General features: G+C 60.7%; 28 protein-coding genes and 1 tRNA gene. 9 read left to right on the forward strand and 20 right to left on the reverse strand.

Annotated features, from left to right (window positions below; all coding sequences use genetic code 11):
* Nucleotides 1–5 precede the first annotated feature (5 nt).
* Nucleotides 6–383 (forward strand): DUF2892 domain-containing protein, encoded by a 378-nt coding sequence (locus CAF80_RS01970; protein WP_039772634.1) that lies wholly within the window; start codon nucleotides 6–8, stop codon nucleotides 381–383.
* A gap of 3 nt (nucleotides 384–386) precedes the next feature.
* Here the strand turns inward: CAF80_RS01970 and CAF80_RS01975 are convergent, their stop codons facing one another.
* Together CAF80_RS01975 and CAF80_RS01980 are read right to left on the reverse strand one after the other, a co-directional pair.
* Nucleotides 387–1,616 (reverse strand): hypothetical protein, encoded by a 1,230-nt coding sequence (locus tag CAF80_RS01975; RefSeq protein ID WP_039772636.1) that lies wholly within the window; start codon nucleotides 1,614–1,616, stop codon nucleotides 387–389.
* A gap of 20 nt (nucleotides 1,617–1,636) precedes the next feature.
* Entirely contained in the window at nucleotides 1,637–2,086 is a 450-nt protein-coding gene (locus CAF80_RS01980; protein WP_007958058.1) for a YcgN family cysteine cluster protein, read from the reverse strand.
* Between the two features lie 279 nt (nucleotides 2,087–2,365).
* Between CAF80_RS01980 and CAF80_RS01985 the strand changes: the two genes are divergently transcribed.
* Nucleotides 2,366–2,959 (forward strand): nitroreductase family protein, encoded by a 594-nt coding sequence (locus tag CAF80_RS01985; RefSeq protein WP_039772638.1) that lies wholly within the window; start codon nucleotides 2,366–2,368, stop codon nucleotides 2,957–2,959.
* 131 nt (nucleotides 2,960–3,090) lie between these two features.
* Here the strand turns inward: CAF80_RS01985 and CAF80_RS01990 are convergent, their stop codons facing one another.
* The 4 genes from CAF80_RS01990 to CAF80_RS02005 form a co-directional block, all read right to left on the reverse strand.
* Nucleotides 3,091–4,023: a D-2-hydroxyacid dehydrogenase gene (locus tag CAF80_RS01990; RefSeq protein WP_039772640.1), complete on the reverse strand. Its 933-nt coding sequence runs from the start codon at nucleotides 4,021–4,023 to the stop codon at nucleotides 3,091–3,093.
* 106 nt (nucleotides 4,024–4,129) lie between these two features.
* The gene (locus CAF80_RS01995) at nucleotides 4,130–4,423 is read right to left on the reverse strand and encodes a YcgL domain-containing protein (protein ID WP_039772642.1); all 294 of its coding nucleotides are present in this window, start codon (nucleotides 4,421–4,423) and stop codon (nucleotides 4,130–4,132) included.
* A complete protein-coding gene (gene rnd / locus CAF80_RS02000; protein WP_007958043.1) occupies nucleotides 4,420–5,553 on the reverse strand; it encodes a ribonuclease D in 1,134 nt (377 codons plus the stop codon). Before rnd ends, CAF80_RS01995 begins: the two co-directional genes overlap by 4 nt.
* A 130-nt stretch (nucleotides 5,554–5,683) precedes the next feature.
* Nucleotides 5,684–7,333: a phosphoethanolamine transferase gene (locus tag CAF80_RS02005; protein ID WP_074691101.1), complete on the reverse strand. Its 1,650-nt coding sequence runs from the start codon at nucleotides 7,331–7,333 to the stop codon at nucleotides 5,684–5,686.
* Nucleotides 7,334–7,631: 298 nt separating this feature from the next.
* Here CAF80_RS02005 and CAF80_RS02010 point away from each other — a divergent pair, with 298 nt between their 5' ends.
* Nucleotides 7,632–8,837 (forward strand): cyanate transporter, encoded by a 1,206-nt coding sequence (locus CAF80_RS02010; RefSeq protein WP_074691100.1) that lies wholly within the window; start codon nucleotides 7,632–7,634, stop codon nucleotides 8,835–8,837.
* A 176-nt stretch (nucleotides 8,838–9,013) separates the two neighbouring features.
* On the forward strand, nucleotides 9,014–9,949 hold the full coding sequence (locus CAF80_RS02015) for a LysR family transcriptional regulator (RefSeq protein WP_085666768.1): 936 nt from the start codon (nucleotides 9,014–9,016) through the stop codon (nucleotides 9,947–9,949).
* A gap of 3 nt (nucleotides 9,950–9,952) precedes the next feature.
* Here CAF80_RS02015 and CAF80_RS02020 read toward each other — a convergent pair whose 3' ends face one another.
* The 6 genes from CAF80_RS02020 to CAF80_RS02045 all read right to left on the reverse strand — a co-directional run bounded on the left by CAF80_RS02020 (nucleotide 9,953) and on the right by CAF80_RS02045 (nucleotide 15,534).
* Nucleotides 9,953–10,318, reverse strand: coding sequence for a 5-carboxymethyl-2-hydroxymuconate Delta-isomerase (locus CAF80_RS02020; RefSeq protein ID WP_039772649.1), 366 nt, complete (start codon nucleotides 10,316–10,318; stop codon nucleotides 9,953–9,955).
* Nucleotides 10,319–10,375: 57 nt separating this feature from the next.
* On the reverse strand, nucleotides 10,376–11,302 hold the full coding sequence (locus CAF80_RS02025; RefSeq protein ID WP_039772651.1) for a LysR substrate-binding domain-containing protein: 927 nt from the start codon (nucleotides 11,300–11,302) through the stop codon (nucleotides 10,376–10,378).
* 73 nt (nucleotides 11,303–11,375) lie between these two features.
* Nucleotides 11,376–13,472 (reverse strand): DUF6311 domain-containing protein, encoded by a 2,097-nt coding sequence (locus CAF80_RS02030; RefSeq protein ID WP_085666769.1) that lies wholly within the window; start codon nucleotides 13,470–13,472, stop codon nucleotides 11,376–11,378.
* On the reverse strand, nucleotides 13,469–13,855 hold the full coding sequence (locus CAF80_RS02035; RefSeq protein WP_039772655.1) for a GtrA family protein: 387 nt from the start codon (nucleotides 13,853–13,855) through the stop codon (nucleotides 13,469–13,471). The genes CAF80_RS02030 and CAF80_RS02035 overlap by 4 nt, the downstream gene beginning before the upstream one ends.
* Nucleotides 13,852–14,562, reverse strand: coding sequence for a bifunctional 2-polyprenyl-6-hydroxyphenol methylase/3-demethylubiquinol 3-O-methyltransferase UbiG (locus CAF80_RS02040; RefSeq protein ID WP_074691097.1), 711 nt, complete (start codon nucleotides 14,560–14,562; stop codon nucleotides 13,852–13,854). The genes CAF80_RS02035 and CAF80_RS02040 overlap by 4 nt, the downstream gene beginning before the upstream one ends.
* A gap of 3 nt (nucleotides 14,563–14,565) precedes the next feature.
* Nucleotides 14,566–15,534, reverse strand: coding sequence for a glycosyltransferase family 2 protein (locus CAF80_RS02045; protein WP_039772658.1), 969 nt, complete (start codon nucleotides 15,532–15,534; stop codon nucleotides 14,566–14,568).
* A gap of 274 nt (nucleotides 15,535–15,808) precedes the next feature.
* On the opposite strand from CAF80_RS02045, the gene CAF80_RS02050 reads away from it, so the two are divergent.
* Nucleotides 15,809–16,000, forward strand: coding sequence for a DUF1508 domain-containing protein (locus tag CAF80_RS02050; protein WP_039772660.1), 192 nt, complete (start codon nucleotides 15,809–15,811; stop codon nucleotides 15,998–16,000).
* Between the two features lie 61 nt (nucleotides 16,001–16,061).
* Here CAF80_RS02050 and ppk2 read toward each other — a convergent pair whose 3' ends face one another.
* Nucleotides 16,062–16,886 carry a polyphosphate kinase 2 gene (gene ppk2, locus CAF80_RS02055; protein WP_039772662.1) on the reverse strand — a complete coding sequence of 275 codons (825 nt, stop codon included), beginning with the start codon at nucleotides 16,884–16,886 and terminating at the stop codon, nucleotides 16,062–16,064.
* A 257-nt stretch (nucleotides 16,887–17,143) separates the two neighbouring features.
* On the opposite strand from ppk2, the gene CAF80_RS02060 reads away from it, so the two are divergent.
* Nucleotides 17,144–18,544, forward strand: coding sequence for a DUF3300 domain-containing protein (locus tag CAF80_RS02060; protein WP_074691096.1), 1,401 nt, complete (start codon nucleotides 17,144–17,146; stop codon nucleotides 18,542–18,544).
* On the forward strand, nucleotides 18,541–19,437 hold the full coding sequence (locus tag CAF80_RS02065; protein WP_074691095.1) for a DUF2950 domain-containing protein: 897 nt from the start codon (nucleotides 18,541–18,543) through the stop codon (nucleotides 19,435–19,437). Before CAF80_RS02060 ends, CAF80_RS02065 begins: the two co-directional genes overlap by 4 nt.
* A 75-nt stretch (nucleotides 19,438–19,512) precedes the next feature.
* Here the strand turns inward: CAF80_RS02065 and CAF80_RS02070 are convergent.
* The 5 genes from CAF80_RS02070 to dapA form a co-directional block, all read right to left on the reverse strand.
* Nucleotides 19,513–19,602 (reverse strand) — tRNA-Ser (locus tag CAF80_RS02070).
* An 84-nt stretch (nucleotides 19,603–19,686) separates the two neighbouring features.
* Nucleotides 19,687–20,400 carry a phosphoribosylaminoimidazolesuccinocarboxamide synthase gene (gene purC, locus CAF80_RS02075; protein WP_007958019.1) on the reverse strand — a complete coding sequence of 238 codons (714 nt, stop codon included), beginning with the start codon at nucleotides 20,398–20,400 and terminating at the stop codon, nucleotides 19,687–19,689.
* Between the two features lie 28 nt (nucleotides 20,401–20,428).
* Nucleotides 20,429–21,190 carry an MBL fold metallo-hydrolase gene (locus tag CAF80_RS02080; RefSeq protein WP_011332911.1) on the reverse strand — a complete coding sequence of 254 codons (762 nt, stop codon included), beginning with the start codon at nucleotides 21,188–21,190 and terminating at the stop codon, nucleotides 20,429–20,431.
* Between the two features lie 4 nt (nucleotides 21,191–21,194).
* Nucleotides 21,195–22,310: an outer membrane protein assembly factor BamC gene (gene bamC, locus CAF80_RS02085; RefSeq protein WP_074691094.1), complete on the reverse strand. Its 1,116-nt coding sequence runs from the start codon at nucleotides 22,308–22,310 to the stop codon at nucleotides 21,195–21,197.
* 17 nt (nucleotides 22,311–22,327) lie between these two features.
* Nucleotides 22,328–23,206, reverse strand: a complete 879-nt coding sequence (gene dapA, locus CAF80_RS02090) for a 4-hydroxy-tetrahydrodipicolinate synthase (RefSeq protein WP_007958015.1) — start codon at nucleotides 23,204–23,206, stop codon at nucleotides 22,328–22,330.
* Nucleotides 23,207–23,519: 313 nt separating this feature from the next.
* On the opposite strand from dapA, the gene CAF80_RS02100 reads away from it, so the two are divergent.
* Both CAF80_RS02100 and CAF80_RS02105 read left to right on the forward strand, forming a co-directional pair.
* The gene (locus tag CAF80_RS02100; RefSeq protein WP_007958014.1) at nucleotides 23,520–24,080 is read left to right on the forward strand and encodes a glycine cleavage system protein R; all 561 of its coding nucleotides are present in this window, start codon (nucleotides 23,520–23,522) and stop codon (nucleotides 24,078–24,080) included.
* A 10-nt stretch (nucleotides 24,081–24,090) separates the two neighbouring features.
* Complete coding sequence (locus tag CAF80_RS02105; protein WP_064594118.1) at nucleotides 24,091–24,564, forward strand: peroxiredoxin; 474 nt, start codon at nucleotides 24,091–24,093, stop codon at nucleotides 24,562–24,564.
* 34 nt (nucleotides 24,565–24,598) lie between these two features.
* On the opposite strand, the gene CAF80_RS02110 is transcribed toward CAF80_RS02105, so the two are convergent.
* Nucleotides 24,599–25,669 carry an AI-2E family transporter gene (locus CAF80_RS02110; protein ID WP_039772670.1) on the reverse strand — a complete coding sequence of 357 codons (1,071 nt, stop codon included), beginning with the start codon at nucleotides 25,667–25,669 and terminating at the stop codon, nucleotides 24,599–24,601.
* A 32-nt stretch (nucleotides 25,670–25,701) separates the two neighbouring features.
* Nucleotides 25,702–25,941, reverse strand: coding sequence for a sulfurtransferase TusA family protein (locus tag CAF80_RS02115; RefSeq protein ID WP_007958011.1), 240 nt, complete (start codon nucleotides 25,939–25,941; stop codon nucleotides 25,702–25,704).
* Nucleotides 25,942–25,994 lie beyond the last annotated feature (53 nt).

Raw genomic sequence — 25,994 nt, forward strand, 5'->3', positions numbered from 1 at the left:
AGATCATGACCGAGCTCAAACGCGTCGAACGTATCGAATCCACCCCGTTTCAGAGCCGTCCTGAGCAGAACGTCGAAGGCTGGGAGCGCATCGGCTCGCTGGCCGGCGGCGTGATCATGGTCGGCAAGGGCCTGCGCCGTGGCGGCGTATTCGGGCTGATTCAGGTGGCGATTGGCGGCGTGGCCATGGCCCGCGGCATCACCGGCCACAGTTCGGTGAAAAGCCTGCTGGAGAAAAGCCGTCAGGACATGAACAACGTGCGGGCGAAGATCGAGCGGGCCGGTGAAGAGCTGAGCAAGCTCAAGGCCAATGCCGAGGCGGCGACCAACACCGCCACCGTGACCGGCAATGACTCGGTGAAATCGCCGAAAGCCGGGGTTTGACCACTACCGAAGCAACCCGCTATCAAGGACTTTGGACGACTCGCCGAGAATGCTTTCGGCGAGTTGCACGAACTCTTTGGTGTTCACCGTCCCCAGATGCATCGCCCCGCGCAGCATGTCGTCCAGCGAGCGCTTGTTGCGGGTCTTCAGGCGAATCTCGCCGTCCAGTTCCTGCAACAACAGCACCGCTTTCGACAGCTGCGCGGGGCTGATCTGCTCGCCGCGCAGGGTCGTGACTTTCTGACTGTCCTTCGCGAGTTTCGCCTGCAAGCTCTGATAACGCTCGTCACTCATGCCGCCGGCACGGCGCACCAGTTCGATGGCGTAATACTCGGCAAACCCTTCGCTGATCCAGTCGCTGCGCTGTTCGTCGTTGATCCGCCCGAACACCTGTGCCAGTTCGCGCACCAAAGCACTGCTGCCGCTTTCGCTGACCAGCGGCAAGCGCGTGTTGAGGTAGATCGACTCCCGCGCCGCCAGGCTGCCACGCCACATCGGGTCATTGGCGCCGACGATCAGCAGTTTGCTCGGGTGGCGCGGAAACACCGCCTGCACCTGCGGCCAGACAAACGTCAGCAGCGTCAGCACGTCCATCCGTCGCATGCCCTGCCCTTGGGGCGAGGCCACGGTGACTTCGGTTTCCCCCAACCGCGTGCGGCGGCTGCCGAGGTGGCCGGCGAGCATCCAGCCGGTCGGGCGGTCGAACAGGCGTGACGGATTGTCGATGCGGAATTGGTTCTTGCCGATGCGCGGCCAGGCGGTTTCGACGCTTTTCCAGCCGTCGGGCAATTCGAAGTGCAGGCGCGCGACCAGCTCGATGCCATCCTGCTGATCAAGCTTGGCCGGCGGCACCAGTTCATCGCCACGCATCAACGCCCAGGTCGGGGTCATGCGCGTGTCGAAGCTGCCGTTCTTGCGGCCGTGGCTGATGCGCACGCGGTAGGTCAGACTGGCCTTGTCCGCCGTCGGGCGCCAGACCCCGCGCGCCGGTTTGCCCGGCGTCAGTTGCCATAGGCCGTCAGCCTTGAAGTCGCTGTAGTGGCTGCCATCGCCCAGGTCGAAATCCAGACTGCGCACCGCTTCGCCTTTGGCGAGGGTCAGGCGCACTTCGGCCTGATCGCTCTGCAGCAGCAGGCGTACCTGATAATCCAGATCGACTTTCTTCGCCGCCCACACCGGCGCACTCAGCGCCAGCAGCGTGACGATCAGCGCCCGGCGCAATCCCGTCGCCATACCTGCTCCTTGGTCAATCGTCAGCCTGCGCGAAAAATCAGGTGATCTTCCCAGTCGTCTTCCGGCACGCTGCCTTCGGCCAGCATGCGCCCGGACTGGGAAATCCGTTCGTGGTGCACCGCATCGCGATCACCGCAGACCAAGTGATGCCACAGCGGCAGATCCTTGCCTTCGCTGACCAACCGATAACCGCAGGTCGGCGGCAGCCATTTGAATTCTTCGGCCTGGCCCGGGGTGAGCTGGATGCAGTCCGGGACAAACTTCATGCGGTTCGGGTAATCGCTGCACTGGCAGGTTTTCAGGTCCAGCAGTTTGCAGGCGATGCGCGTGTAATAGACGCTGTTGTCTTCTTCATCCTCGAGCTTTTGCAGGCAGCACAGGCCGCAACCGTCGCACAGCGATTCCCACTCCTCGTGATCGAGTTGATCGAGGGTTTTGCGTATCCAGAACGGTTCGACTTTGGCGGCCATGGCTCAAGCATCAACATCAGGTGGTGAAAAGGCCGCCAGTCTAGTGCCCAAGGCCCCGTGGGCCAAGCGCTGGCGACTGCCGGTTGTGCGGGGCTTGTCAGTTTTTGCACGGCCAAGTAGCTTTGCCGGTCACACCAGGCCTTTGCCGGATGCCATTAACACTCGACCGCGTCGCATCCGGTGAACTGCAGGCTTGCGCCACAACCCCATCGTTCAGCCCAACTGATCCCGCCGGGTTTCACTTCCAACCTGTCCTCAAACGTAGCAAGGAATCTTTCGATGAGTGCCAACCCTCGCGTTGCCGAATACGCCATTCACCCGCAGTTCACCGATCGCTGGTCGCCCCGCGCCTTCACCGGCGAAGCGATCCCGGAAGAAACCCTGCTGAGCTTCTTCGAAGCCGCACGCTGGGCGCCATCGGCGTACAACTCGCAGCCGTGGCGTTTTCTCTACGCCCGTCGCGACACGCCGAACTGGGAGCGTTACCTGGGCCTGCTCAATGAATTCAACCGCAGCTGGGCACAGCACGCTTCGGCGCTGGTGATCGTGATTTCGAAAACCACCTTCACCGCACCGGGCGCCACCGAAGAAACGCCAGCGCTGTGGCACACCTTCGACACTGGTTCCGCGTGGGGCCATCTGGCGCTGCAAGCGAGCCTGAGCGGCTGGCACACCCACGGCATGGCCGGTTTCGATCAGGAGCTGACCCGCAAGGAGCTGAACATTCCGCAAGGTTACGCGCTGCATGCCGCCGTGGCGGTGGGCAAGCTGGGTGACAAGGCAACCCTGGCCGAATACCTGCAAGCACGGGAAGTCCCGAGCCCGCGTCGTCCGCTGAGCGAACTGGCGGCTGAAGGCGATTTCACCCTCTAAGCCCCGTTTGATCGTTCCCACGCTCTGCGTGGGAATGCCTCAAGGGACGCTCCGCGTCCAGTGACGCGGAGCGTCACGGGCTGCATTCCCACGCGGACGGTTCGACGCCTCGACGTGGGAACGATCTCTAGTCAGTAACCGCGTGCGAAATCCACTTCCCCGCGCAACGCCTCTCCCGCCTGATACGCCCGCAAGTTATCCAGAAACAACTGCACCATCATCGGCGGCGAAGTCGGCGCCGAGCTGTGCCCGGTCAACAACAAGCCCCAGGCGGTCCAGAATGGATGCCGCTGCGGCAGCGGTTCCTGACGGCAAACGTCGATTACCGCGCCGGCCAGATGGCCTTCCTTCAATGCTTCGACCAGATCTGCATCGACTACCGCCACACCGCGTCCGGCGTTGATGAACAAACCGGTCGGCTTGAATTGCTTGAACAGCGCAGCGTCGTAGATATCGTGGGTGTGCTCGGTGTTGGGCAGCAGATTGACCACGTAATCCACCTCGCCGACCAGACGCGGCAAGTCCGCCATCGAACCGACTTCGACAAACGGCGCCTGCTCGCGGGCGCTGCTGGCGATGCCGTACAACTCGACGCCGAACGGCAGCAGGAACTGCGCCACACTCTGGCCGATGTCACCGGTGCCGACGATCAGCACCTTGCGTCCGACCAGACTCTGGCCGGTGCGGTTGTCCCACTTGCGCTCGACCTGGCTGACCAGCCGCGCCAGCACTTCGCGCTCGTGGCCGAGCATGTAGGTCAGCACGTACTCGGCCATCACCTGACCGAAAATGCCGACCGCCCGGGTCAGGCGGTAATCCCGGCGCAAGCCGTCGGCCAGCAGCGGCGTGATGCCGGCCCAGGTCGATTGCAGCCATTGTGGCTGGTGGCCCTGACGCAACAGGGTCGCCAACAGATCCGGCTGGCCCAGCCACACCGGGCAATCAGCAGCCTGGCGGGCCAGTTCGGCGGAGTCGCCACTGGTCAGCACTTCAAGCTCCGGGGCCGCCTGACGCAGCAGTCGGGCGTATATCGCGTGGTCGTGTTCAGCAATCAGAACGCGCATCTTCAAACCTTTCGCAAACCGTGCAGGCGGCCGTCCACTTCGTGGCAGCCGTCGCCGTAAAAACCGTTCCAGGGGTTACCAGAGGCCCAGGACAGGGCCTCGCGGATCAGACCGGGTCGTTGCGTCGCAGCAACTCTTCGGGCAAGTGTTCGATGTACTCTTCCTCGGCCGGTGGCATCTGCAGGTGATAGCCCTGCTTTTCGAGGTTTTCCAGGACCACGGCGATGTCTTCGCTGGCCAGCTTGCGCTCGGGGGTCAGCACCAGATCGAAGGAATGCCTGGCCTTGCCGAACGCCGCCATCAGGCCTTCCGGCACGCGCTCCAGCGCATCGCTCTTGAGCACGTACAGGTACATGCCGCTTTTCTTCGAACTTTGATAAATGGAACAAATACGTTTCAAGGCTGTTCTCCGGCGGTGGCCAGGCTGTCGAGCAGCTTCTGGCCCATCAATTCGCGGCGCCAGCCACGCAGCGAATCAGGCAATTGGTAAGGGCCCTCGGGGAAGCCGCTTTTGACCAGCGCTTCGAGGGTTTTCTTGCGCAGCATCAGTTCCGGCGCGATGCCCAGACGCTCAGCTTCGGCCTGACCGAGCGCCCGCAGCTGTTTGATCAGCGCGGCAGCTTCGATCGGCAGCGGCTCCGGCACGGCTGGCGGCCATTGATCAGGCCCCACACTGCCAGAGCGCTTGATCAGATCAAGCAGAAACTCGCCGTCCTGACGCACGGTACGCGGGTGCATGTCTTCGATCTTGCCCAGCGCGCTGAGGTTGTCCGGTTGGGTCCGGGCCAGTGGCCACAGCGAGTGTTCACGCACGATACGATTGCGCGGCAGATCGCGGGCACGGGCTTCGCGCTCGCGCCAGGCACACAGTTCGCGCAGCACGGCCAGTTGGGCGCGGGACAGTTTCCACGCCAGTTTGGCCTCGCGATACACCTCGTACGGATCGGTCTCGCGGCGCAGGTTGGCAACCAGTTCGGCGCCGTCCTCCAGCACCCAGGCGAATTTGTCGTCAGACAGTTTCGGACGCAGTTGCACGAAAACCTCCGCCAGATGCACGGCGTCTTCGGCGGCATAGCTGATTTGCGTGTCGGACAACGGACGCTGCAGCCAGTCGGAACGGGTTTCGCCCTTCGGCAGTTCGATGCCGAGCACTTCCTGCACCAGACGCGAATAGCCCATCGAGAACCCGAGGTTCAGGTAGGCAGCGGCCAGTTGGGTGTCGAACAGCGGCGCCGGCAGGCTGCCGGTCAGGCGCAGCAGGACTTCGAGGTCTTCGCTGCAGGCATGCAGGACTTTGAGCACCGCCGGGTTTTCCAGCAACGCGGCCAAGGGTTGCCAGGCGTTGATGGTCAGCGGGTCGATCAGGTAGGCGCGTTTGCCGTCGCCGACCTGCAACAGCCCGGCAATCGGGTAGAAGGTGTCGACCCGCATGAATTCGGTGTCGAGGGCAACGAACGGCAGCTGCTGCCACTCGGCGCAAAACTGCGCGAGGCTATCGTTGTCGCGAATCCAGTGAATATCGATGGCCACACGGCTCTCCCTTCAAGAATGGCGCGCAGTATATATCGCCACCGGCGCTTTCCGCGCCTCTACAGGGCAAGAGCTTGATGAAATCTCCTGCCTGAGGGAAAGAATAGTCTTACAGAGTGAGTCTGCCGGCTCAGTCCTTGGCCAACACCCCGTCGATCACCGCGCCCCGGCAACCGGCAAACATGTCGAGATCCTGCTGGTAGACCTTGCTCTGCACCTCCAGCAGCCCGAGCATCGAGTGGAACAGGTTGTCCTGGCTCAGCGGCTTGTCACGGCTCATTTGCAGGCAATGGGTGTCGACCGAGTAGGACTTCTGATAGCTGTCGGAGAACCACGCCAGCATCGCCACGTGTTTCTGTTGCTCCGGCGCCAGCATGTACGGCGTGCCGTGGAGGAACAGGTTGTACTCGCCCAGGGATTCGCCGTGGTCGGACAGGTACAGCATGGCGGTATCGACCTTGTCCTGATTGCTGCGCAGTACGTCGATCAGGCTCGACAGCACATGGTCGGTGTACACCAGCGTATTGTCGTAGCCGTTGACGATGCTCTCGCGGCTGCAATTGTTCAGCGCGTTGCTTTCACATACCGGGGTGAAGTGCTCGTATTCCTTCGGATAGCGCTTGAAATATTCAGGGCCGTGGCTGCCCATCTGATGCAGGACCAGCACGGTGTCCTTGTCCAGGTGGTCGATGAAGCTTTGCAGGCCTTGCAAGAGAATTTCGTCGCGGCATTCGCTGTTGGCGCACAGCGCCGGATCCTTGAGGTTGCTGACGTCCTGCAGGGTGACGCGATCGCAGGTGCCTTTGCAGCCGGACTGGTTGTCGCGCCAGATCACGTCGATCCCGGCCCGTTTCAGCACGTCCAGCAGCCCTTCCTCATTCTTCGCCTTGCTGGCGTCGTAATCCTTGCGGCCCATGTTGGAGAACATGCACGGCACCGACACGGCGGTTTCCGTGCCGCAGGAATGCACGTCGGTGAAGGCGATCAGGCCGGCTTCCTTGTCCAGTTTCGGCGTGGTGTCGCGGTTATAACCGAGGATGCCGAAGTTTTCCGCCCGGGCACTTTCCCCCACCACCAGCACCGTCAGGGATTTGCGCGGATGATTTTGCACGGCGGCATTGCGCTGGGCGTCTTCGCCAATCGTGACGAACGGTTGCTGCGCCGAAGCCACCTGCTCACGCAGATAACCGGCCGAGGCGCCGATGTAGTTGCTCGGCACCAGCATCAAGCGAATTTCGTGGTGATTGCGAAACAGCGACGACAGCCCTTGATAATTGGCCAGCGCAACGCCGCCAATGAGCGCGACCGACGCGACACTAACCACAACTTTGCTTAATAACTCGCGATGCCAGCGACGATAGTTGACTGGAACTTTCCACAACAACCAGGACGGCAAGACACCCAGAAACACGATATAAGCCAGCAACTTCAAAGACAGCAGATCGCGCACTTCAGTGGCATTGGTTTCAGCAAAGTTACGAAACATGCCGGCATCGATCATGACCCCGTATTGGCTCATGAAATAAGCCACGCCGGCACTGACCATAAACAACAACGTCAACACGGGTTTCAACACGGGTCGAAACGCCAGCAACGTCAGCACGATGTTATACGCCGCGAAGATCATCACCCCGAACGCAATGCGCATGGCAATGCCTTTGCCGTCCGCAGCGGTGATATCGAACAGGTGCTGCCAGAGAACGAAATTGAATCCGGCCAAAAGAAAGGCGCTGGCAAACAACGTCACCCATTCCGGGCGCACGGCTTTTAACTTGAACATGGCGAGTGGCGATTTCCTTGGAATAAGTGCCGTCGTCAATTGTGAAAATTTCATTGACTCAGACCACACAAACTTTATGCAGGCAACCATCAATTTTTTGTGAAAAAGAAGCCAACGATTAGTTGGCACATGAAATAACCATGAAACTTGCAGAGTATTTGAGAATGATTCAGCTGTGGTTCAGTCGCGGGCAACGAAAACGCCGTATCGAATTTCTCGATAGCGCTCCTGACTTTCTGATTTGCCGCCCTGCTCGCCTGCCCGCCTAATCGACCGCCTACGGTTCAAAGGTCTGAAGATGGAAAACGTTCGCGCCACTGCCCGCCCCGCTGTCTGGCTGATGCCCGGCATCATCCTGGTCGCCCTCAATCTGCGTCCGTCGATGGCGGCGGTGGGGCCTTTGCTCTCGGCCATTCGCGGCGATGTGCCGCTGAGTTTCAGCCTTGCAGCGTTACTGACCCTGCTGCCGGTGATGGCGATGGGGCTGGCGATGTTTTTCGGCATGGCGGTCAGCCAGCGCCTCGGTGAACAGCGCACGGTGCTGCTGTCGTTGCTGATCATTGGCGTGGCAACGCTGTCGCGGTTGTTCCTCGACTCGGCGGGGGGATTGATCGCCAGCGCCGTGCTGGCCGGGATCGGCATTGCACTGATCCAGGCCTTGATGCCAGCGCTGATCAAATCGCGGTTTCCCGACAACGTGGCGCTGTGCATGGGGCTTTACGTCACTTCGATCATGGGCGGCGCGGCGCTGGCCGCATCGTTCGCACCGTGGGTGATGGTGGAGACCGGCAATTGGCGGGCAGGTCTGGCGGTCTGGGCGGTTTTGGCACTGCTCGCCATTCCTGTGTGGTGGACAACCCGCGCCACGTCACCGGACACCATCCGGACCGTCGTCAGAAAAGAATTTTTCTTCACGAATTCCCGCGCCTGGTTGCTCGCGATCTTCTTCGGTCTGGGCACCGCGTCCTACACCTGCGTGCTCGCCTGGTTGGCGCCGTACTACGTGGAAAAAGGCTGGAGCGAACAAAACGCCGGCCTGATGCTGGGTTTTCTGACGGCCATGGAGGTGATTTCCGGGCTGGTGGTGCCCGCCATCGCCAATCGCAGCCGTGACCGACGCCTGGTGCTTGGCGCCCTGCTCGGCCTGATCATCGCCGGATTCCTGGGTCTGATCCTCAGCCCGCTGCACCTGAGTCTGCTGTGGCCCTGCCTGCTCGGGTTAGGCATCGGCGGACTGTTCCCGATGAGCCTGATCGTGTCCCTAGATCACCTCGACGAACCGCAACGTGCCGGCGGGCTGACCGCATTTGTACAAGGCATCGGTTACCTGATTGCCGCACTGTCGCCGCTGATGGCCGGCGTGGTTCGCGATCGACTGGGCAGCTTCGAGTGGGCGTGGTGGTCACTGACAGCAGTGATGGCGCTCATGCTGCTGATGGTGCTGCGTTTCAATCCACGGCATTACGCACGGCACATGGCTAATCTGACCGACCCGTCTGGATAAAGGCTTCTGGCCATCTTTGCCGGGTTTGATTGGGCACGTCGTGTTACTAAAACTTTCTGTCCCACAACTGACCGTGAAACGTCCTACAGGGCTTTCTCCTGGCACCATCGTTCCGTTACGATCAAGCGCACACGTTTGCGCGGATTCGGCGCAAGGAGCACAGCGAGACAGAACGGATGCTGAACAGTAACTTGCTTAGAAAGCTCGACATGCAGGATCTCATGGTGTTTGTCGCCGTGTATGAGCAAAGCAGCGTCACCGATGTCTCGGAGGCGCTGTTTGTCAGTCAGTCCACCGTCAGTTACTGCCTGAAAAAACTGCGCACCAGCTTCGAAGACGAATTGTTCGTCAACACCCGCACAGGCATGCGTCCGACCTACAAGGCCAGCAGCATGTACGGCCATGTGCAGAAAATCCTCGAAAGCATCAACCTGTGCCACGCCGGCGCCCCGACCTTCGACCCGATGGCGCAACCGGTGACCTTCAACATCTGCGCACCGGAATACTTCGAGCAACTGATCCTGCCGCGAATGTTGAAACGCTTCGACTTCGATGATTTGCCGGTGATGGTCAACATGCACAAGTTCGAGACCGACGTGCCGGTCGAAGAATTGCGCGACGGCAGTCTCGATCTGGTGATCTGTTTCGGTCCGAACTTCCATCGCAGTCACGCCGACCTGAAATCACGCATGCTGCTGGAAGATGACCTGGTCTGCGTCTTCGACAAACGCGCCACGCCGCTGGAACCGCGCCTGAGCCTGCAAGCCTTCACCGAACGCCGGCATGTGTTCCCGACACCGTGGACGTCGACCACCAACATGGTCGATGGCTGGCTGGCGCGCCAGGCGCAGAAACGCCAGATCGTCGCCCGCTCCAACAGTTACAGCGCAGCGTTGAAGATGATCACCGGCACCGATTTCATCCTCACCCTGCCCCGGCGTATCCAGCGTTTGCTGACCAACGACGCGGTGTTCAACCATTGCGAGGCGCCGAATGGTCTGCCGGGGTTCACCCTCGACATGCAGTGGAGCCACAACGTCGATCAGGACAGCGCCAACCTCTGGCTGCGCGAGCAGATCATCAAGACCTGCGCGGAGCTGGAAGCCGCCTGAGTCCTACACGCCAATGGCGGTCTTGTTGTAGGACCCACGGTCGATGTCGAGCAGTTCCACGCTCAACTGCACCTCGACCCCGACCGGCCATTCGCACAGTTCCTGCAACACCGCCAGCAGGCTCTGCGAAAGTTGCGTCTTGATCTCCGAGGAACGACCGCTGAGCAGCGCCAGCCTTACCGCCACAAAGGCGCGCTCGTTCATGGCGGTGCCGACCTTGAAGGTTTCAACCTTGGTGGCACGACTCTTGATATCGAACTCCGCCGCGAATTGACCGGAACCCACCAGCGTGTTGTTGAGCCGGATCAACGCCACGTCGGCGTTCAGTTGCGGCAGGTTGGCGGTGTATTCCAGGTGCAGATGTGGCATCTCGGTGCTCCAGCGGTTCGGCAGAAAGGTCGTACATATAACACAGCATCGTCTGACTCACTCCAGCGATGACATCACCGGACGCTCACTCATGAACTGCTCCAGCCGCGAGCGCAACCAGCGCTCGGCCGGGTCGCTGTCGACGTGGCTGAGCCAGACCATCGACAGGTCAAGGGTCGGGGTCTTGAACGGGAACGGCTCCTTGAACAGCAGCCCGGATGCGGCCATGGCATCGGCGGTGTAGTCCGGCAGGCTGGCGATCAGATCGGTACCGGCCAGCAACGCCGGCAACGAACTGTACTGCGGCACCGACAGCACCACCTGACGGGTGCGGCCGATGTCCGCCAGCCACTCATCGGCGTAGCCGCTGACATTCGCGGTGTGGGAAACCAGCACGTGCGGTCGTGCGCAATATTCATCGAGGGTCAGCGGCGTGTCGGACTTGTCGGCACGCAGGATGCTCGGCTGAATGTGTCGCAACAATTTGCGCTTGGCATTGGCCGGAAGGCCGCGGGTCTGGCTGATGCCGACGGTGATATCGCCCGCCGCCAGCAAGTCGGGAATCCGCCAGTAATCGACATGCTGTACGACGAAAACCACGCTCGGCGCCTCCTGACGCAAGGCGCGCAAAAGCGGCGGCAGCAGGCCGAATTCGACGTCGTCCGACAGGCCGATGCGAAACGTCATGGTGCTGACGGCGGGGTCGAAATCACGAGTCAGGCTCAGCGCCACCGACAGCGAATCGAGCGCGGGCTTGAGATGGCGATAAATGTCTTCGGCGCGGGCAGTCGGCTCCATGCGATGGCCGACGCGAATGAACAACGGATCGTTAAGCAGGGTGCGCAGACGGTTGAGTGCCGAGCTGATCGTCGGCTGGCCGAGAAACAGTTTCTCGGCGGCCCGGGTCACGTTGCGTTCGAGCATCAAGGTCTCGAACACCACCATCAGGTTGATGTCGGCCTTGCGAAGTTCATTGCGGTTCATCCATTGCCCCCCCGATTCCCAGATGGCGGCAGTGTAGAAAGGCCGTGAGGGCGGCGTCCATCGAAACGCGGCGTCATTGCACCGTCAACGTCTTCAGCCCCAAGCCCATAATCCGCGAATCGTCGTTGATACCCAGCTGCCGAGGGCTGACGGCATCCGGCAGCTGCAATTCGATATCGAGCCGGTCATCGCTCCCGAGGCGCTGACCAAGCTGAGCGCTGATGGGGATTTCCAGGCGATTGCCTTGAAACTGCGTCAAACGGGTCTCCAGTACCTGTTGGCCGTTCAGACTGACGATCACCCGCTGGCCGGGGTGCCGGGGCTGGATGAATGCCAATGCGTCGATCACGATCGAACGCGCCGGCGGCAACACCCGCAATTCGATCTTCGCCTGTTGCCCTTCCGTCCACGTCCCCCAGCTTTCCGGCGTCGACCAGCCGCTGGCCAGTTGTCGGTTTCGATAATTGAAAGTCAGCGCTTGCCCCGGGCGAGTGAGCGGAATCAGTGACATCCGCCGCCCCTCATCCTGTACGGACAGACACTGCACACAGCGTTTCCAGCCCGGCGCCAGCACCGCGATCCCATCCACGCGCGTCAGCAGATCGGTTTCACTGTTGATGGTTCTGGCGGCATCGACCAGCGCATCGTCGTCCAGCAGGTACAGAGAATCCGCGTCGTATTGCCCCGAATCGAGCATCGCGCGTGCTTTCTGCTGTGCCCGCGCCAGCGCCGAAGTGCTCATGCGTCCCAGGTAGACCGCGTCGGTTTTCATCCCGTGGGTCGCTGCGAAACCGGCAATCATTTGCCAGCGCTCACCCTGATTCCGTGGCATCAGGCTGCGGACATTGGCATAACGCGCAGCGGCACTTGCCCAGAAAGGATCCGTCATCGGGCTGGCCCAGACCGACGAAGGCGCCACCCATTTTCCCTGCCGCAGCCCCATCCAGCCGTTGCGGCTGTCGGCGACCTGGACCAGCAGCGCCACCGCGAGCAGACCAATGGCGATACGCGGTCGATAACCGCGCACCACCAGAAAAATCGCAGCCAGGATGCAGACGTACAGAACCGGCCAGAACATCCGGCCCGAGGCGCGGAAGATATTGGCCAGCGCGACAACACTTTTCGGCAGTGGATAACCGAGGTTCCACACCCCGATGCCGACCTGATTCGACAGCGCGAACAGCCATAAACCGAACAACGCCATCAACAGCCATGGACGTGCGCGCACCTGATCCCGCAAGGGTTGGCGGTTTCGAAACCAGGCCATCAGCGCCAGCGGTATCAACAGGAGAACGCCCAGACCAAGGTAGTTGAAACCTTCGTAGTCCCCACTCCCCTTCGGCAGATCGGGCAGGATCAATGACCAGCCGGCCGGGTCGACGGGCGACAGCAGATTCATCCGGTACAGACCAAAACCACCGGATGCCGCGCCATCGGCGATGCTGAAATAGCCGGCCTGCCAGCAGCACACGCTCACCAGGGCGAAAAGCATGCCCCCTTCGATCACACTCTGACGCCGGCTCAAAGACTGATTGAATGTCTTGCCCAGCAGATCCGCCACCCAGATCAGCGCAACCATCGCCAGCAGATAGGCGTGCACCCATGCCGTCACCGCCAGCAAGGCTCCCCAGGCGAGGCGCCGTCGGCGCAGATTTGGCAGCAGCGCCAGGTACAGCGAGGCCAGGATCAGGAAATGGCCGGCCAGTGAAAGATGCCCGCCCATGCGCAAGAACATCGCTGGCGAGAACACCAGCAGCCCGGCACCCAGTAGTCGAATCACGGGATTGGCCGTCATCAGCCCCATCAGTTTCCAGCCAAACCAGGCCTGCAGGACACAGCAGGCCAGCAGCCACAATCCGAAATACTGAAAGGTGTCCGGCAACCAGGCATTGAATGGTTTGAACAGCAGCGCCAGCAAAGGATTGGAGTCGGAAAAAATGATCGCACTGCCCAGTTCCAACCCGTAAGAAGGATTGAGCCCGAGCGGAAAAACCCACGGCGAATGCCGGAAAAACGCCCAGCCCAGATAATGCGTTGCAGGATCGCCCTGCTGCAGCCAGGCAATGTTCTGCGGGTTCAGCGCCTGCGGCCCGACTACCAGAAAAAACACCAGAACACCCAATAACACGGGCAATAGAAATAGAGCCGGATGCTCGCGTGAATCCTTCATCGATACGTCCAGAAGTTATGCAGTACAAACGTGAACGCCGGAATCGTCAGCGCCACTGCACCGATACCCGCCAGATAATGCAGCCCGGCCATCTGCGCCGCCCAGGCCACGAACATCGCCAACAGAAAGCCACCCGCCGAAACCATCAGAAAACGCAGCAGGGTCTTGCCGTGCAACCGGGCGGAAAAACTCCAGGTGGTGTTGATGATGTAGGACACCACCGTCGCCACGATAAAGGCCACACCATTGGCCAACGGAGGCAGGGGGCTGACGAAGTTGATGAACAGCACCGCCACCAGCGCGTGCAGCGCCGTGACAAACAGACCGGTCACGGCGAAGCGCAAGCCGCGCTGGATCAAGGCGGATCTTTCAGTGGGTGTCACGGCTTGCGCGCCAGCACGAAGACACTCAGACCAGCGAGGCGATTGATACCCATCAACGGCAGCTCAAGACTGCACAGGGTTTTCAGCAGCATATTGACCAACGGATGGTGTTTTTTCAGCTGTGAACGCGGTGCCGAACCCCGAGTGCCGCCGGGCATCAGGCGCGACGCCAGCGCAAGCGGGAACACCGCTCCGAAATAATAGGCGCCCCGCTCCACCGTCAATCCGGCGTTGCCCGCCAGAGCCTCGAATTGCCCCAGGGTGTAGCGACGCTTGTGTTCGAGGAAATCATCGTGCCCGCTCCACATGAACTGGAACGCCGGCACGGTCATCAGAAAGCGACTGCCGGACGGCACTTTGTCGACGTAGGACTTGAGCAGGCCGAGGTCGTCTTCGACGTGTTCCAGTACATCCATCAGTAACACCAGATCAGCGTCGACGTTGTCGATCGAGCGACGGTAATGCACCGGTTTGCCGGCGGTGGTGGCGCTTGAATCGGCCGGGTAGCTGATGTCCACGCACCACGCTTCGCGCGCCGCCGTGCGGGTCAACAAATGATGGGAGAAGAATCCTGAACCGGCGCCGACGTCGAGAATTCGTTTGATCGGCGCCTCACCCAGCAGGCGGCGGGTGGCGGCCGCTTTGGAGCAGTAATACCAATGCTCGCCGATGCTGTCGCCGAGGATGTCGGTTTCCTTGAGATCCATGCTTCAGTCCTTGGATTCGTAAATGCGGCGCACCAGGAAAACCGGCCGGCGCTTCGCTTCGATATAAGTGCGGCCCAGGTACTCGCCGAGCACGCCGATGCCGATCAACTGCAAGCCGCCGAGAAACGTCACAGCAACCATCAGCGAGGCGTAACCGGGCAAGTCAACGCCATGAATGAGCGTGCGCAGCACAATGAACATCGCAAAGGCGAACGACACCAGAGAGACCAGCGCCCCCAGATACGTCCAGATCCGCAACGGTTCGGTGCTGAAACTGGTGATGCCCTCCAGGGCAAAATTCCACAGCCGCCAGCCATTGAACTTGCTATGCCCCGCCGCCCGCTCCGGGCGTTCGTACTCGACCTGGGTGGTGCGAAATCCGACCCAGGCGAACAGGCCTTTCATGAAGCGCCGGGATTCGGGCAGCGTCAGTAGCGCGTCGACCACGCAGCGATCCATCAGCCGGAAATCACCGACGTTTTCCGGCAATGACTGTTCGGCAATTTTGTTGTGCAGGCGATAGAACCAACTGGCGGAAGTTTGCTTGGCCCAAGTATCGTTGCGCCGGCTAAGGCGATGGCCGAGCACCACCTCGAAGCCTTCACGCCAACGCTCGATCATTTGCAAAATGACCTCGGGCGGATCCTGCAGATCAACGTCGATCGGCACCACGATCTGTCCCGTTGCGACCTGCAATCCGGCGGACAACGCCGCTTCCTTGCCGAAATTGCGGCTCAGATCGACAATTCGGATGCGCGAATCGCTCTGCTGGCAATGCAGCAAGCGTTCCAGCGTCGTATCGGAACTGCCGTCATTGACGAACACCAGTTCCAGCTGGACGAGCGCCTCTTGCTCGAAAACCTGATGAATGCGCAGGAGAAAGCCGTCGAGGCTGTCCTCTTCATTGAATACGGGCACTACCAGCGACAACGTCACCGGGCCCGCGTGCTGCGTTCCATTCGAGTGGGTCAATGGACTGCTCTTTTTTATAGTGATTGTCGGTCGCCGAACGCTGTTCGACGCCATGAGCCGCACCGTATTAAGCAGCAGCCCTGAATGTCATGCAAGGGTGAAACGAGGGCGTTCCGGCCAATCCGGAGGACGATCCCTGCGCTCTGGCCCGTGCCTTTCAGAAACATTCACGAACGATTGGAAACAAATCCTCGATAGCCAAAAAACCGCGCTCCGCTAGGCTTGCGTCGAAGCGACAGGTTGTCGCACAAACGCATCGCATGGAGCGAACTGAATGTATTTCGAGATTTACAGGCAATCCAAAGGCACCCCGAGCACCGGTAAAGGCCAATGGCGCTGGAGATTAAGGGCGGGGAATCACGAGACGGTCGCCAGTGGCGAATCGTATGTGAACAAGGCGGATTGTCTGCATGTGATCGAGTTGATCAAAGGTGTGAAGGGTGAGACACCGGTCAAGGAGATCTGAGGAAAACCCAAGACGCCGAGCTGCCTGTATTGGCAGCTCCGGCGACTTGACGAATGCGGTTTCAGAACCTCTCGGGAATGTGCCTGAACGGATAATCCGACTCTTTGTATCCCCCCGGTTTCTGCCGCTTGGGCAATGTCACCTTCTCTCGCGGCACCTCTTTGTAGGGGATGCGACTGAGCAGGTCGGAGATGATATTGAGCCGCGCCCGACGTTTGTCGTTCGAGTTGGCCACAAGCCACGGTGCGTAATCGGTGTCGGTCGCTTCAATCATGTCGTCCCGCGCCCGGGAGTAGTCATACCAGCGGCTGTAGGACTTGAGGTCCATCGGCGACAGCTTCCAGATCTTGCGACCGTCGACAATGCGCGCCTCCAGGCGCCGGGTCTGTTCTTCCTGACTGACATTCAACCAGTACTTGAGCAGGATCACCCCCGAACCGACAACGGCGCGCTCCACCAGCGGCACGGTCTTGAGAAACTTGTCGACCTGTTTGTCCGTGCAAAAGCCCATCACCCGCTCGACGCCGGCGCGGTTGTACCAACTGCGATCAAAGATCACCACTTCGCCGGCCGCCGGCAAATGTGGCAGATAGCGCTGCATGTACATCTGACTCTTCTCGCGATCGGTCGGGGCCGGTAACGCGATCACGCGAAAGACTCGCGGGCTGACCCGCTCGGTCAGCGCCTTGATGGTGCCGCCCTTGCCTGCACCGTCGCGGCCTTCGAAGATGATGCAGATCTTGATGCCTTCGGCCTTCACCCACTCCTGCATTTTCACCAGTTCGATATGCAGGCGGCGCAACTCGGCAAGGTAGTCCTTGTTCGACAGTTTTGTATGTTCGTCAGGTTTTTCTCGGGGCGAGTCTTTCTTCTTTCCCTTTGCCATGACCAGACCTCTCGGGTTGGAACGACAGCCAGGCTCGTTGGCAATGCATGACCTGGAACCGGAAAGTTTAGTCATTTATCGCAAAACGCAAGGAAACGTGCAGTAAGTCACAGACAACGTGCTTATTTCGAAAAAGCCTGTGCAGTTTTTGACGGAACGCCAATCGCCAACCATCCTCCATCACGGCGCAGCGTCCGATGTTGGCCGTGGATGTCTCGCTGGATGCAAACCTGCCATTTGGATGTGGGGAAGAGGTCATGCACAGTTCGCTCTTGCGTGCCGCGTCGCTCCTGCTCGCCTTGAGCACTGCACCGCTCTTGTTGCAGGCCGCCGATGCGCCTGCGGCCCCGGCAGCTGCCAGCGCTGCGACCAAAGATGCCGTGTTTACCACGGAACAGCTCGATCAGATGCTCGCGTCGATTGCCCTGTATCCCGATCCACTGCTCGCTCAAGTGCTGATGGCCGCCACCTATCCGGGAGAGGTCGCCGAAGCCGTGACCTGGTCCAAGGCCCACCCGGACGCCAAGGGCGATGATGCGGTCAAGCAAGTGGCCAGCCAGACGTGGGATCCGAGCGTGCAGGCCTTGGTGGCGTTTCCGCAGGTTTTGGCGACGCTGGGGCAGGATCCGGTCTGGGTGCAACGTCTGGGGGATGCCTTCCTGGCCCAGCCTGACGAACTCATGGCCGGCGTTCAGCGCTTGCGGCGTCAGGCCCAGACGGCGGGCAATCTACAGAGCAATCAATATCAGAATGTGACGGTGCAGAACGTAACGCCGCCCATCTCTTCCGGGTCAACCAAGCCGGCCGACAACACGACCATCATCATTCAGCCCGCCGATCCGCAGGTGGTCTACGTTCCGACCTATAACCCGACTACTACTTACGGCACCTGGCCTTATCCGGCCTCGCCGCCGGTGTATTACCCGCCGCCGCCCGCTTACTATCCGGGTCAGGCACTGGTGGCCGGGCTGGCCTTCGGTACGGGCGTGGCGGTCGTCGCGTCGTTGTGGGGCGACTGCGACTGGGGCAATAACGACATCGACATCGATGTGAACCGTTACAACAACATCAACGCCAACAACCGGATCACCAACAACCAGAACAAATGGCAGCACAACACCGTGCATCGCGATGGCGTGCCCTACCGTGACAACCGCAGCCGCGCGCAGTATGGCCGGCAGCTGGACGGTGCGGCTCAGCGTGACGTCTATCGCGGCGACAACGCGCAGCGGGCGCAGGCTCGGGAACGGGCCCGCAGTTCGATGGACAGGGCCGGCATCGAACGTCCCGCCACCAGCAATCGCGAAGCCCGCAATCAAGTCCGCGAAGCGCAATCTGCCAATGTCGGCAACCGCATGCAAGGCGGCGCGGACAGGCCCAGAGCCGCCGACCGCGCTCAGGGCAACACGCGGGAGGCGCGCCAGCCGGGCGTCAATCAACGTGACAACCGTGCGTCCCAAGCCCGACCCGCCGCGGGCAGTGCGCGGAACAACGCTTTCGCCGGCGCGCGCTCCCCGTCTCAGACCCGAGTCCAGGCTGATCGCGGCCGGGCCAGCCAGATTTCCGCGCAACGTCCCAATACCTCCCGCGCCGCCGGACATCAGATCAGCCGGCCATCCGGCGGGGGCATGCGTCAGAGAGGAGGTGGCCGTCGATGAACATCCATTCTCTGGTCAAAAACTGCCTGACCCTCGCGGCCGGCCTCGCATTGTCGAGCTTCGCCTCGGCCCAGCAGGTATTTCCAACCCCGGAAAAAGCCGCGGACGCCTTCGTCGAAGCCCTCGGCACGCAACACGCCGACCAAAAACGCCTGACCGAACTGCTGGGCGAGGAATGGCACAGTTTCATCCCCCGTGAAGGCGTGCAGCGCAGCGATGTCGATGCCTTCCTGCAGCAATATCGCGAACAGCACACTCTGGAAAAGACCGGCGACAGCAAGGCGGTGCTTTCCGTAGGGCCCGATCACTGGACGCTGCCCATCCCGCTCATCAAAGACAAAACCGGCTGGCGCTTCGACATGAAAGCCGCGCAGGTCGAAATCCGCGCCCGCCGCATCGGCCGTAACGAACTGGCGGCGGTGCAATCGGCGCTGGCCTATCACGACGCGCAAATGGACTACGCCTCGGAAGACCGCGACGGCGACGGCGCCCTCGAATACGCACAGAAAATCTTCAGCTCCCCCGGCAAACACGACGGCCTCTATTGGCCAGAAGACGACAGCGGCCAGATCAGCCCCCTCGGCCCCGCCTTCGGCCAGGCCATCAACGACGAAGACTGGCACGGCTACCACTTCCGCATCCTCGACGCCCAAGGCCCGTCAGCCCCGGGCGGCGCTTACAGCTATCTGATTGGAGACAAGATGAGTCGCGGGTTCGCCTTGATCGCGTGGCCAGCGAAATACAACGACACCGGGGTGATGAGCTTCATGATCAGCCATGAAGGCCAGGTGTTTCAGAAGGACCTCGGACCGGATGGGGAGAAGGTGGCGAAGGCGATGAAGCGGTTTGATCCGGATGATAGTTGGGAGGTGGTGGATTTGGGGCAGAAGTAGTTGGGGTAACGAATTGCGCTGGATCGGAAACGAAAAAGCCCCGCAGCTTCTCAGCTACGGGGCTTTTTCTATGTATGGCGGAGAGATAGGGATTCGAACCCTAGGTACCGGTGAAGGTACAACGGATTTCGAATCCGTCCCATTCGGCCACTCTGGCATCTCTCCAACGGCGCGCATCATAACAACACTTTCGCTGAATGGGAAACCCCCAGACGAAATTTTTTCCGTGCTATCAGATGCTTGCGTCGATTAAAGCGGTACGCCCAGACGGTTGGCGACTTCTTCGTAGGCTTCGATGACGTCACCGAGGCCCTGGCGGAAGCGGTCCTTGTCCATCTTCTTCTTGGTGTCCTTGTCCCACAGACGGCAGCCGTCCGGGCTGAATTCGTCGCCCAGGACGATGGAGCCGTCGCTGAACACGCCGAATTCCAGCTTGAAGTCCACCAGCAGCAGACCTGCGTCGTCGAACAGTTTGCTCAGGACTTCGTTGACCTTGAGCGACAGTTCTTTCATGCGCGCCAGTTGCTCGGCGGTGCCCCAGCCGAAGGCCACGACGTGGGATTCGTTGATGAACGGGTCGCCCTTGGCGTCGTCCTTCAGGAACAGTTCGAAGGTGTACGGGTTGAGCTTCATGCCCTCCTCGACGCCCAGACGCTTGACCAGGCTGCCGGCGGCGTAGTTACGCACGACGCACTCGACCGGGATCATGTCGAGTTTTTTCACCAGCACTTCGTTGTCGGCCAGCAGTTTGTCGAATTGGGTCGGAATACCGGCCGCTTCGAGTTTCTGCATGATGAAGGCGTTGAACTTGTTGTTCACCATGCCTTTGCGGTCGAGCTGCTCGATGCGCTTGCCGTCGAACGCCGAAGTGTCGTTGCGAAACAGCAGGATCAAGCGGTCAGCGTCGTCGGTCTTGTAAACCGATTTGGCTTTGCCGCGGTAGAGTTCTTCACGTTTTTCCATGATGGGCTCCGCTTGCTAAGTAGATGGGCTAGGCGATGTGGCGCCAGTCGAGCCCTGAATCTTGATCGGCCAGTTGCAGCCAGTCCGGGTCGCACCCGAGGGTGTCGACAAAACATTGCCGGGCCAGCTGCGGCAGGTTGTTCTTGCTGCTCAGATGGGCCAGGACCAGGTGTTGCAAGCCTTGCCAGCCCAACTCGGCCACCAGGAATGCCGCCTGATGGTTGTTCAAATGTCCCAGCTCGCCACCCACCCGCTGCTTGAGAAAGTACGGGTAATGACCACGGGCCAGCATGTCGCGACAATGGTTGGACTCGATCATCAACGCATCGAGGTCCCGATAGCCGTCCAGCACCCGCTCACAGTATGAACCCAGGTCGGTCAGCAGGCCGAAGCGCCGCTGCTCTTGATCGCTGAATACGTACTGGGTCGGTTCCTGCGCATCATGGGCCACGGCAATGACCCCGATGTTCAGAGCACCGATCTGCAGTTGCTCGCCACCGGTCACGAAACCGGCAGGTTCAATCGGTTTGCGCATCCCGCGCAGTGTGCCGCGACTGAGGTAGACAGGCAGATTGTAGCGCCGAGACAGCAAACCCACGCCATGCACGTGGTCGGCATGTTCGTGGGTTACGAGTATCGCGCTCAGTTGCGCCGGGTTCACACCCAGGCGCAACAGGCGTTTTTCGGTTTCCCGCAGGGAAAAACCACAATCCACCAGCACATACGTATCAGCACTGGCGATCAGCGTGCCGTTCCCTTGGCTACCGCTGCCGAGAACGGCAAAACGCATTGGATCAGCCCAGGTTGTCCTGAATCACGCTCAACACTTTGCGGGCCACATCGGCCGGCGCAACGGTGTTGATGTTTTTCTCGACGGTCACCTGAACGTTCTCGCCGACCTTGCTCAGGCGAACCTGATAACGCTCGGCGCGGGCTTCAACTTCTTCCTTGGTCGGCGCGCTGCCGAACAGGCTGCTGAAGAAACCAGGCTTCTCGTCTTTCTTCTCGGCCTTTTCGGACAAGTTGATGTAGTAGAGACCGAGGCTACGGTTGATGTCTTCAACGCGCCACTCGCCCTGTTCCAGCGCACGACCGACGCTCGACCAGGCACGATCCAGGTCCGTACCGACGTTGAGTACCGGGTTGCCGCTGCCGTCTTCGCTCAGGCTGACACGGCTCGGGGTATCGAAATCACGCGAAGCCAGCATCGACACCGAACCACCCTTCTCGGAGGTTCGGCTCATGCTCGCGAGCATGTCGTCGACCAGCGCAGCGTCGAGGCCGGTGTTGACCGAACGGTTGGTGAAATCGACACTGGCGGTGCTGCCGGCAGGACGCTCGGCGCTGACCACATAGACTTCACTGGTGTTGCGCTGCACGCCCGGTTCGATGCGCACCCGCACGCGGGTTTCGCTGTCGGTGCTGACGCCGGCGGCGCTCAGGCGCTTGGCCATGGCGGCGGACAGTTCGTCGGAATGCTGCCAGGTGGTGGTGAATTCGCCGGTTTGCGGGCGCTGTTCATCCAGACGGAAACCGTTGTCCTGAAAGTACTGCACCGCCACTGGCCAGACTTCGGCCGGTGGATGCTGGGCCATGACCCAACGCGAATCACCGCTCTTCTGCAGCGAGTAGTCGCTAGCGTCGGCCACGGTCGACAGTGGTTGAGGGCGCGGAACGATGTACTCACCCTTGGCGGTGTCGTCGGCCACGTTGCGCGGGATCGGCAGCAGCGGATCCAGACGCTTGGAGGTGCTGACGTCCGGTGGCAGTTGCATCGGTGCAGTCTGTTGCGCTTCCAGGTAATCGCTACCACGGTCACGGAAATAACCTTCCGGGCCCCAGATCCATCCGCAGCCACTGGTGCTGGAGATAATCAAGGCAAGTGCGGAAAGTCCGGCCATTCGCTTCATGCGTTGTACTTCCTCAATTAAACCAGGACGTTGCACTGGCGCAGGGCCGAGCGCAGCGTTTCATGACAAGGAGCGCTCAGCCAGGTCAGCGGCAGGCGGATGCCTTGGTGCATCAGGCCCATTTCGACCAAAGCCCACTTCACCGGAATCGGGTTGGCTTCGATGAACAGGTCCTTGTGCAGCGGCATCAGTTTTTCGTTGATGGCCCGTGCGGTCTCGGCGTCGCCCTTGAGCGCGGCCTCGCACAGGTCGGCCATTTCGCGCGGGGCGACGTTGGCGGTGACGGAGATGTTGCCCTTGCCGCCCAGCAGGATCAGCTCGACTGCGGTCGGATCATCGCCGGACAGCACGATGAAGTCCTTGCTCACGCCGTCGATGATCGCCTTGGCGCGTTTCAGGTCGCCGGTCGCTTCCTTGATGCCGATGATGTTCGGCACGGTGGACAGGCGGATCACGGTCTCGGCCTGCATGTCGCAGGAGGTGCGGCCAGGAACGTTGTAGAGAATCTGTGGGATGTCGACCGCTTCGGCGATGTGTTTGAAGTGCTGGTACAGGCCTTCCTGAGTCGGCTTGTTGTAGTACGGGACGACCAGCAGGCAGGCATCGGCGCCGGCTTCTTTGGCGTTGCGGGTCAGCTCGACCGCTTCGCGGGTCGAGTTGGCGCCAGTACCGGCGATCACCGGAATACGACCGGCAACCTGTTTGACCACGGCTTTGATGACGGCGATGTGTTCTTCTACATCAAGGGTTGCCGACTCGCCGGTGGTGCCGACCGCGACAATGGCATGGGTGCCGTTCTTGAGATGGAAGTCCACGAGTTTGCTGAGGCTGTCCCAGTCAAGACGCCCTTGTGCATCCATGGGTGTGACCAGTGCCACCATACTGCCCGCAATCATGAAACCGCTCCTGCCGGAAAAAGAGAGCGGTAATGGTACTGGCGCCAAGATGCTTGCACAAGCGAAGTACTGTGCCGCCATTCCCCTTGGCGCCGCTTTTCGCTACCCTTCAGACTTTGATCGGTACTGATCAGCTTGTACGCCGGGTTCCAGTCTCCCGTTTCGGCCTCCCAGGCCCCGTTCCAGTGTCGTTGCCGTACGCTTGCTTGTTCATGGAGCCGTAGCGCCACACGAATCGGGTCTTCCGGACAGGCATTGCCCCGGCAATCAACGCCCTCTCGCTACCGACCGCTCATCGCTTTAGGAATGCTGCATGTCCACCCCCACAGTTCGCGAACAATTCCTTGTCATCAGTGCCCTCGGCGCCAATCCCATGGAGCTGACCAACGTCCTGTGCCGCGCCAGCCATGAAAACCGCTGCGCGGTCGTCACCTCGCGCCTGACCCGTCACGGCGAGTGCAGCGCGCTGGTGCTCGAAGTCTCCGGCAGCTGGGACGCCCTGGCACGCCTTGAAGGCAGCCTGCCGGTGCTGGCCAAGCGTCATGCGTTCACCGTCAACGTGGTGCGCAGCGCCGCCCTGGAAAACCGTCCGCAAGCCCTGCCGTACGTGGCTTACGTGTCTTCGGCGTACCGTCCGGACATCATCAACGAGCTGTGCCAGTTCTTCATGGATCACAACGTCGAGCTGGAAAACCTGACCTGCGATACCTATCAGGCACCGCAGACCGGCGGCACCATGCTCAACGCCACGTTCACCGTGACCCTGCCCGCCGGCACCCAGATCAGTTGGCTGCGCGACCAGTTCCTGGATTTCGCCGACGCCATGAACCTGGATGCACTGATCGAACCGTGGCGCCCACAGAACCCAATGTAAGGAAGCTTTCATGGCCGTTGTCATCGACCAACCGGTTACGGATTTCGAAGCACCTGCCACCAGCGGGCAGACTGTCAGCCTGTCGGCCCTCAAGGGCAAGCAAGTGGTGATCTACTTCTATCCGAAGGACAGCACCCCGGGCTGCACCACCGAAGGCCAGGGCTTTCGCGATCAATACGCGGCATTCAAGGCTGCCAACACGGAAATCTTCGGGATTTCCCGCGACAGCCTGAAGTCCCACGAGAACTTCAAGTGCAAGCAGGAGTTTCCGTTCGAGCTGATCAGCGACAAGGACGAAGCCGTCTGCCAGCTGTTTGACGTGATCAAGCTGAAGAAACTCTACGGCAAGGAATACCTGGGTGTTGATCGCAGCACCTTCCTGATCGACAAGAACGGCGTACTGCGTCAGGAATGGCGCGGCGTGAAAGTGCCAGGACACGTGGATGCAGTACTGGCTGCTGCTCAGGCGCTGAACAAGGCCTGATGCTGTCGGCGCCCTTGCGGGCGCCGCTTCATTTTCAAAGCAGCGGAGCTACAACTGGCTCCTTGCGCGGCCAGGCATCCAGCACAGCCTTGAACAACGTCGCCAGCGGAATCGCGAAGAACACGCCCCAGAATCCCCACAACCCGCCGAACAACAGCACCGCGCAGATGATTGCCACCGGGTGCAGGTTGACCGCCTCGGAAAACAGCAACGGCACCAGCACGTTGCCGTCCAGCGTCTGAATGATTCCGTAGACCGCCATCAAGTAGATGAACTGATCGCTCCATCCCCACTGGAACAGCGCAATCAGCAGCACCGGCACGGTCACCACCACGGCCCCGACATACGGCACCACCACCGACACGCCGACCAACAGGGCCAGCAGCGCCGCGTAGTTGAGGCCCAGTGCGACGAAAGCGATATAGGTCACGCCGCCACAGATCACGATTTCGATAACCTTGCCGCGAATGTAGTTGGCGATCTGCCGGTTCATTTCCTCGGCGACCCGGGTGATCAGTGCCCGCTCACGCGGCAAATAGCCGCGCACCCACTCGCCGATCATCGCCCGGTCCTTGAGGAAGAAGAACACCAGGATCGGCACCAGCACCAGATAGATCATGATGTTCACCAGCAGCGGCAGGCTCGACAACGAGAACGTCAGCGCCCACTGGCCAAACTTGCCGATCTCGCCTCGCGCCGCTTCGATGGCTTGCAGCACCTGCTCATCGGAGACCAGATGCGGATAGCGCTCGGGCAGCAACAACAGCAGCGATTGCCACTTGGCGAGCATCCCCGGCAATTCGTTGAACAGCGTGATCAACTGATGCCAGAGCAGCGGCAGCACCACGACGATGAACACCATCAGCACGCCCATGAACAGCGCAAATACCAGACCGACCGCCGCCCCACCGGGCACGCGCAGACGTTCGAGCGTGAGTACCAGCCCCTGCATCAGATACGCCAGCACCATCCCGGCCAGCACCGGCGCAAGCATTCCGCCAAGCGTCAGCACCGCGGTGAAGGCGAGAAACAGCAAAACCGCCAGCACCACGGCTTCTTCATCGGAGAAGTAGCGCTGAATCCAGTCGCGCAACACTTTGAACATCAATTTTCCTTAGGTCATTTACGCGGTCGGTTTCAGGCTTTTTTCAGCCAGTAACGGTAGACACCCGCCTCGTCCTCTTCACGCAGCAGCGTATGACCGGCCAATTTGGCAAAGGTGCGAAAGTCGCGTTGCGAGCCAGCATCCGTGGCAATCACCTTGAGTACTGCGCCACTGGGCAGCTTGTTCAGCTCCATTTTGGCCTTGAGCAACGGCAACGGACAATTCAGGCCACTGGCGTCCAGTTCACAGTCATGGGCTACAGCGTCGGTCATGCGTCACTCCGGATCAGGTAGTCAGGCTGCCTAGAATATCTGGTCGCAAGCCC

Source organism: Pseudomonas sp. B34(2017) (assembly GCF_002112915.1).
Classification (GTDB): Bacteria; Pseudomonadota; Gammaproteobacteria; order Pseudomonadales; family Pseudomonadaceae; genus Aquipseudomonas; species Aquipseudomonas pharyngis.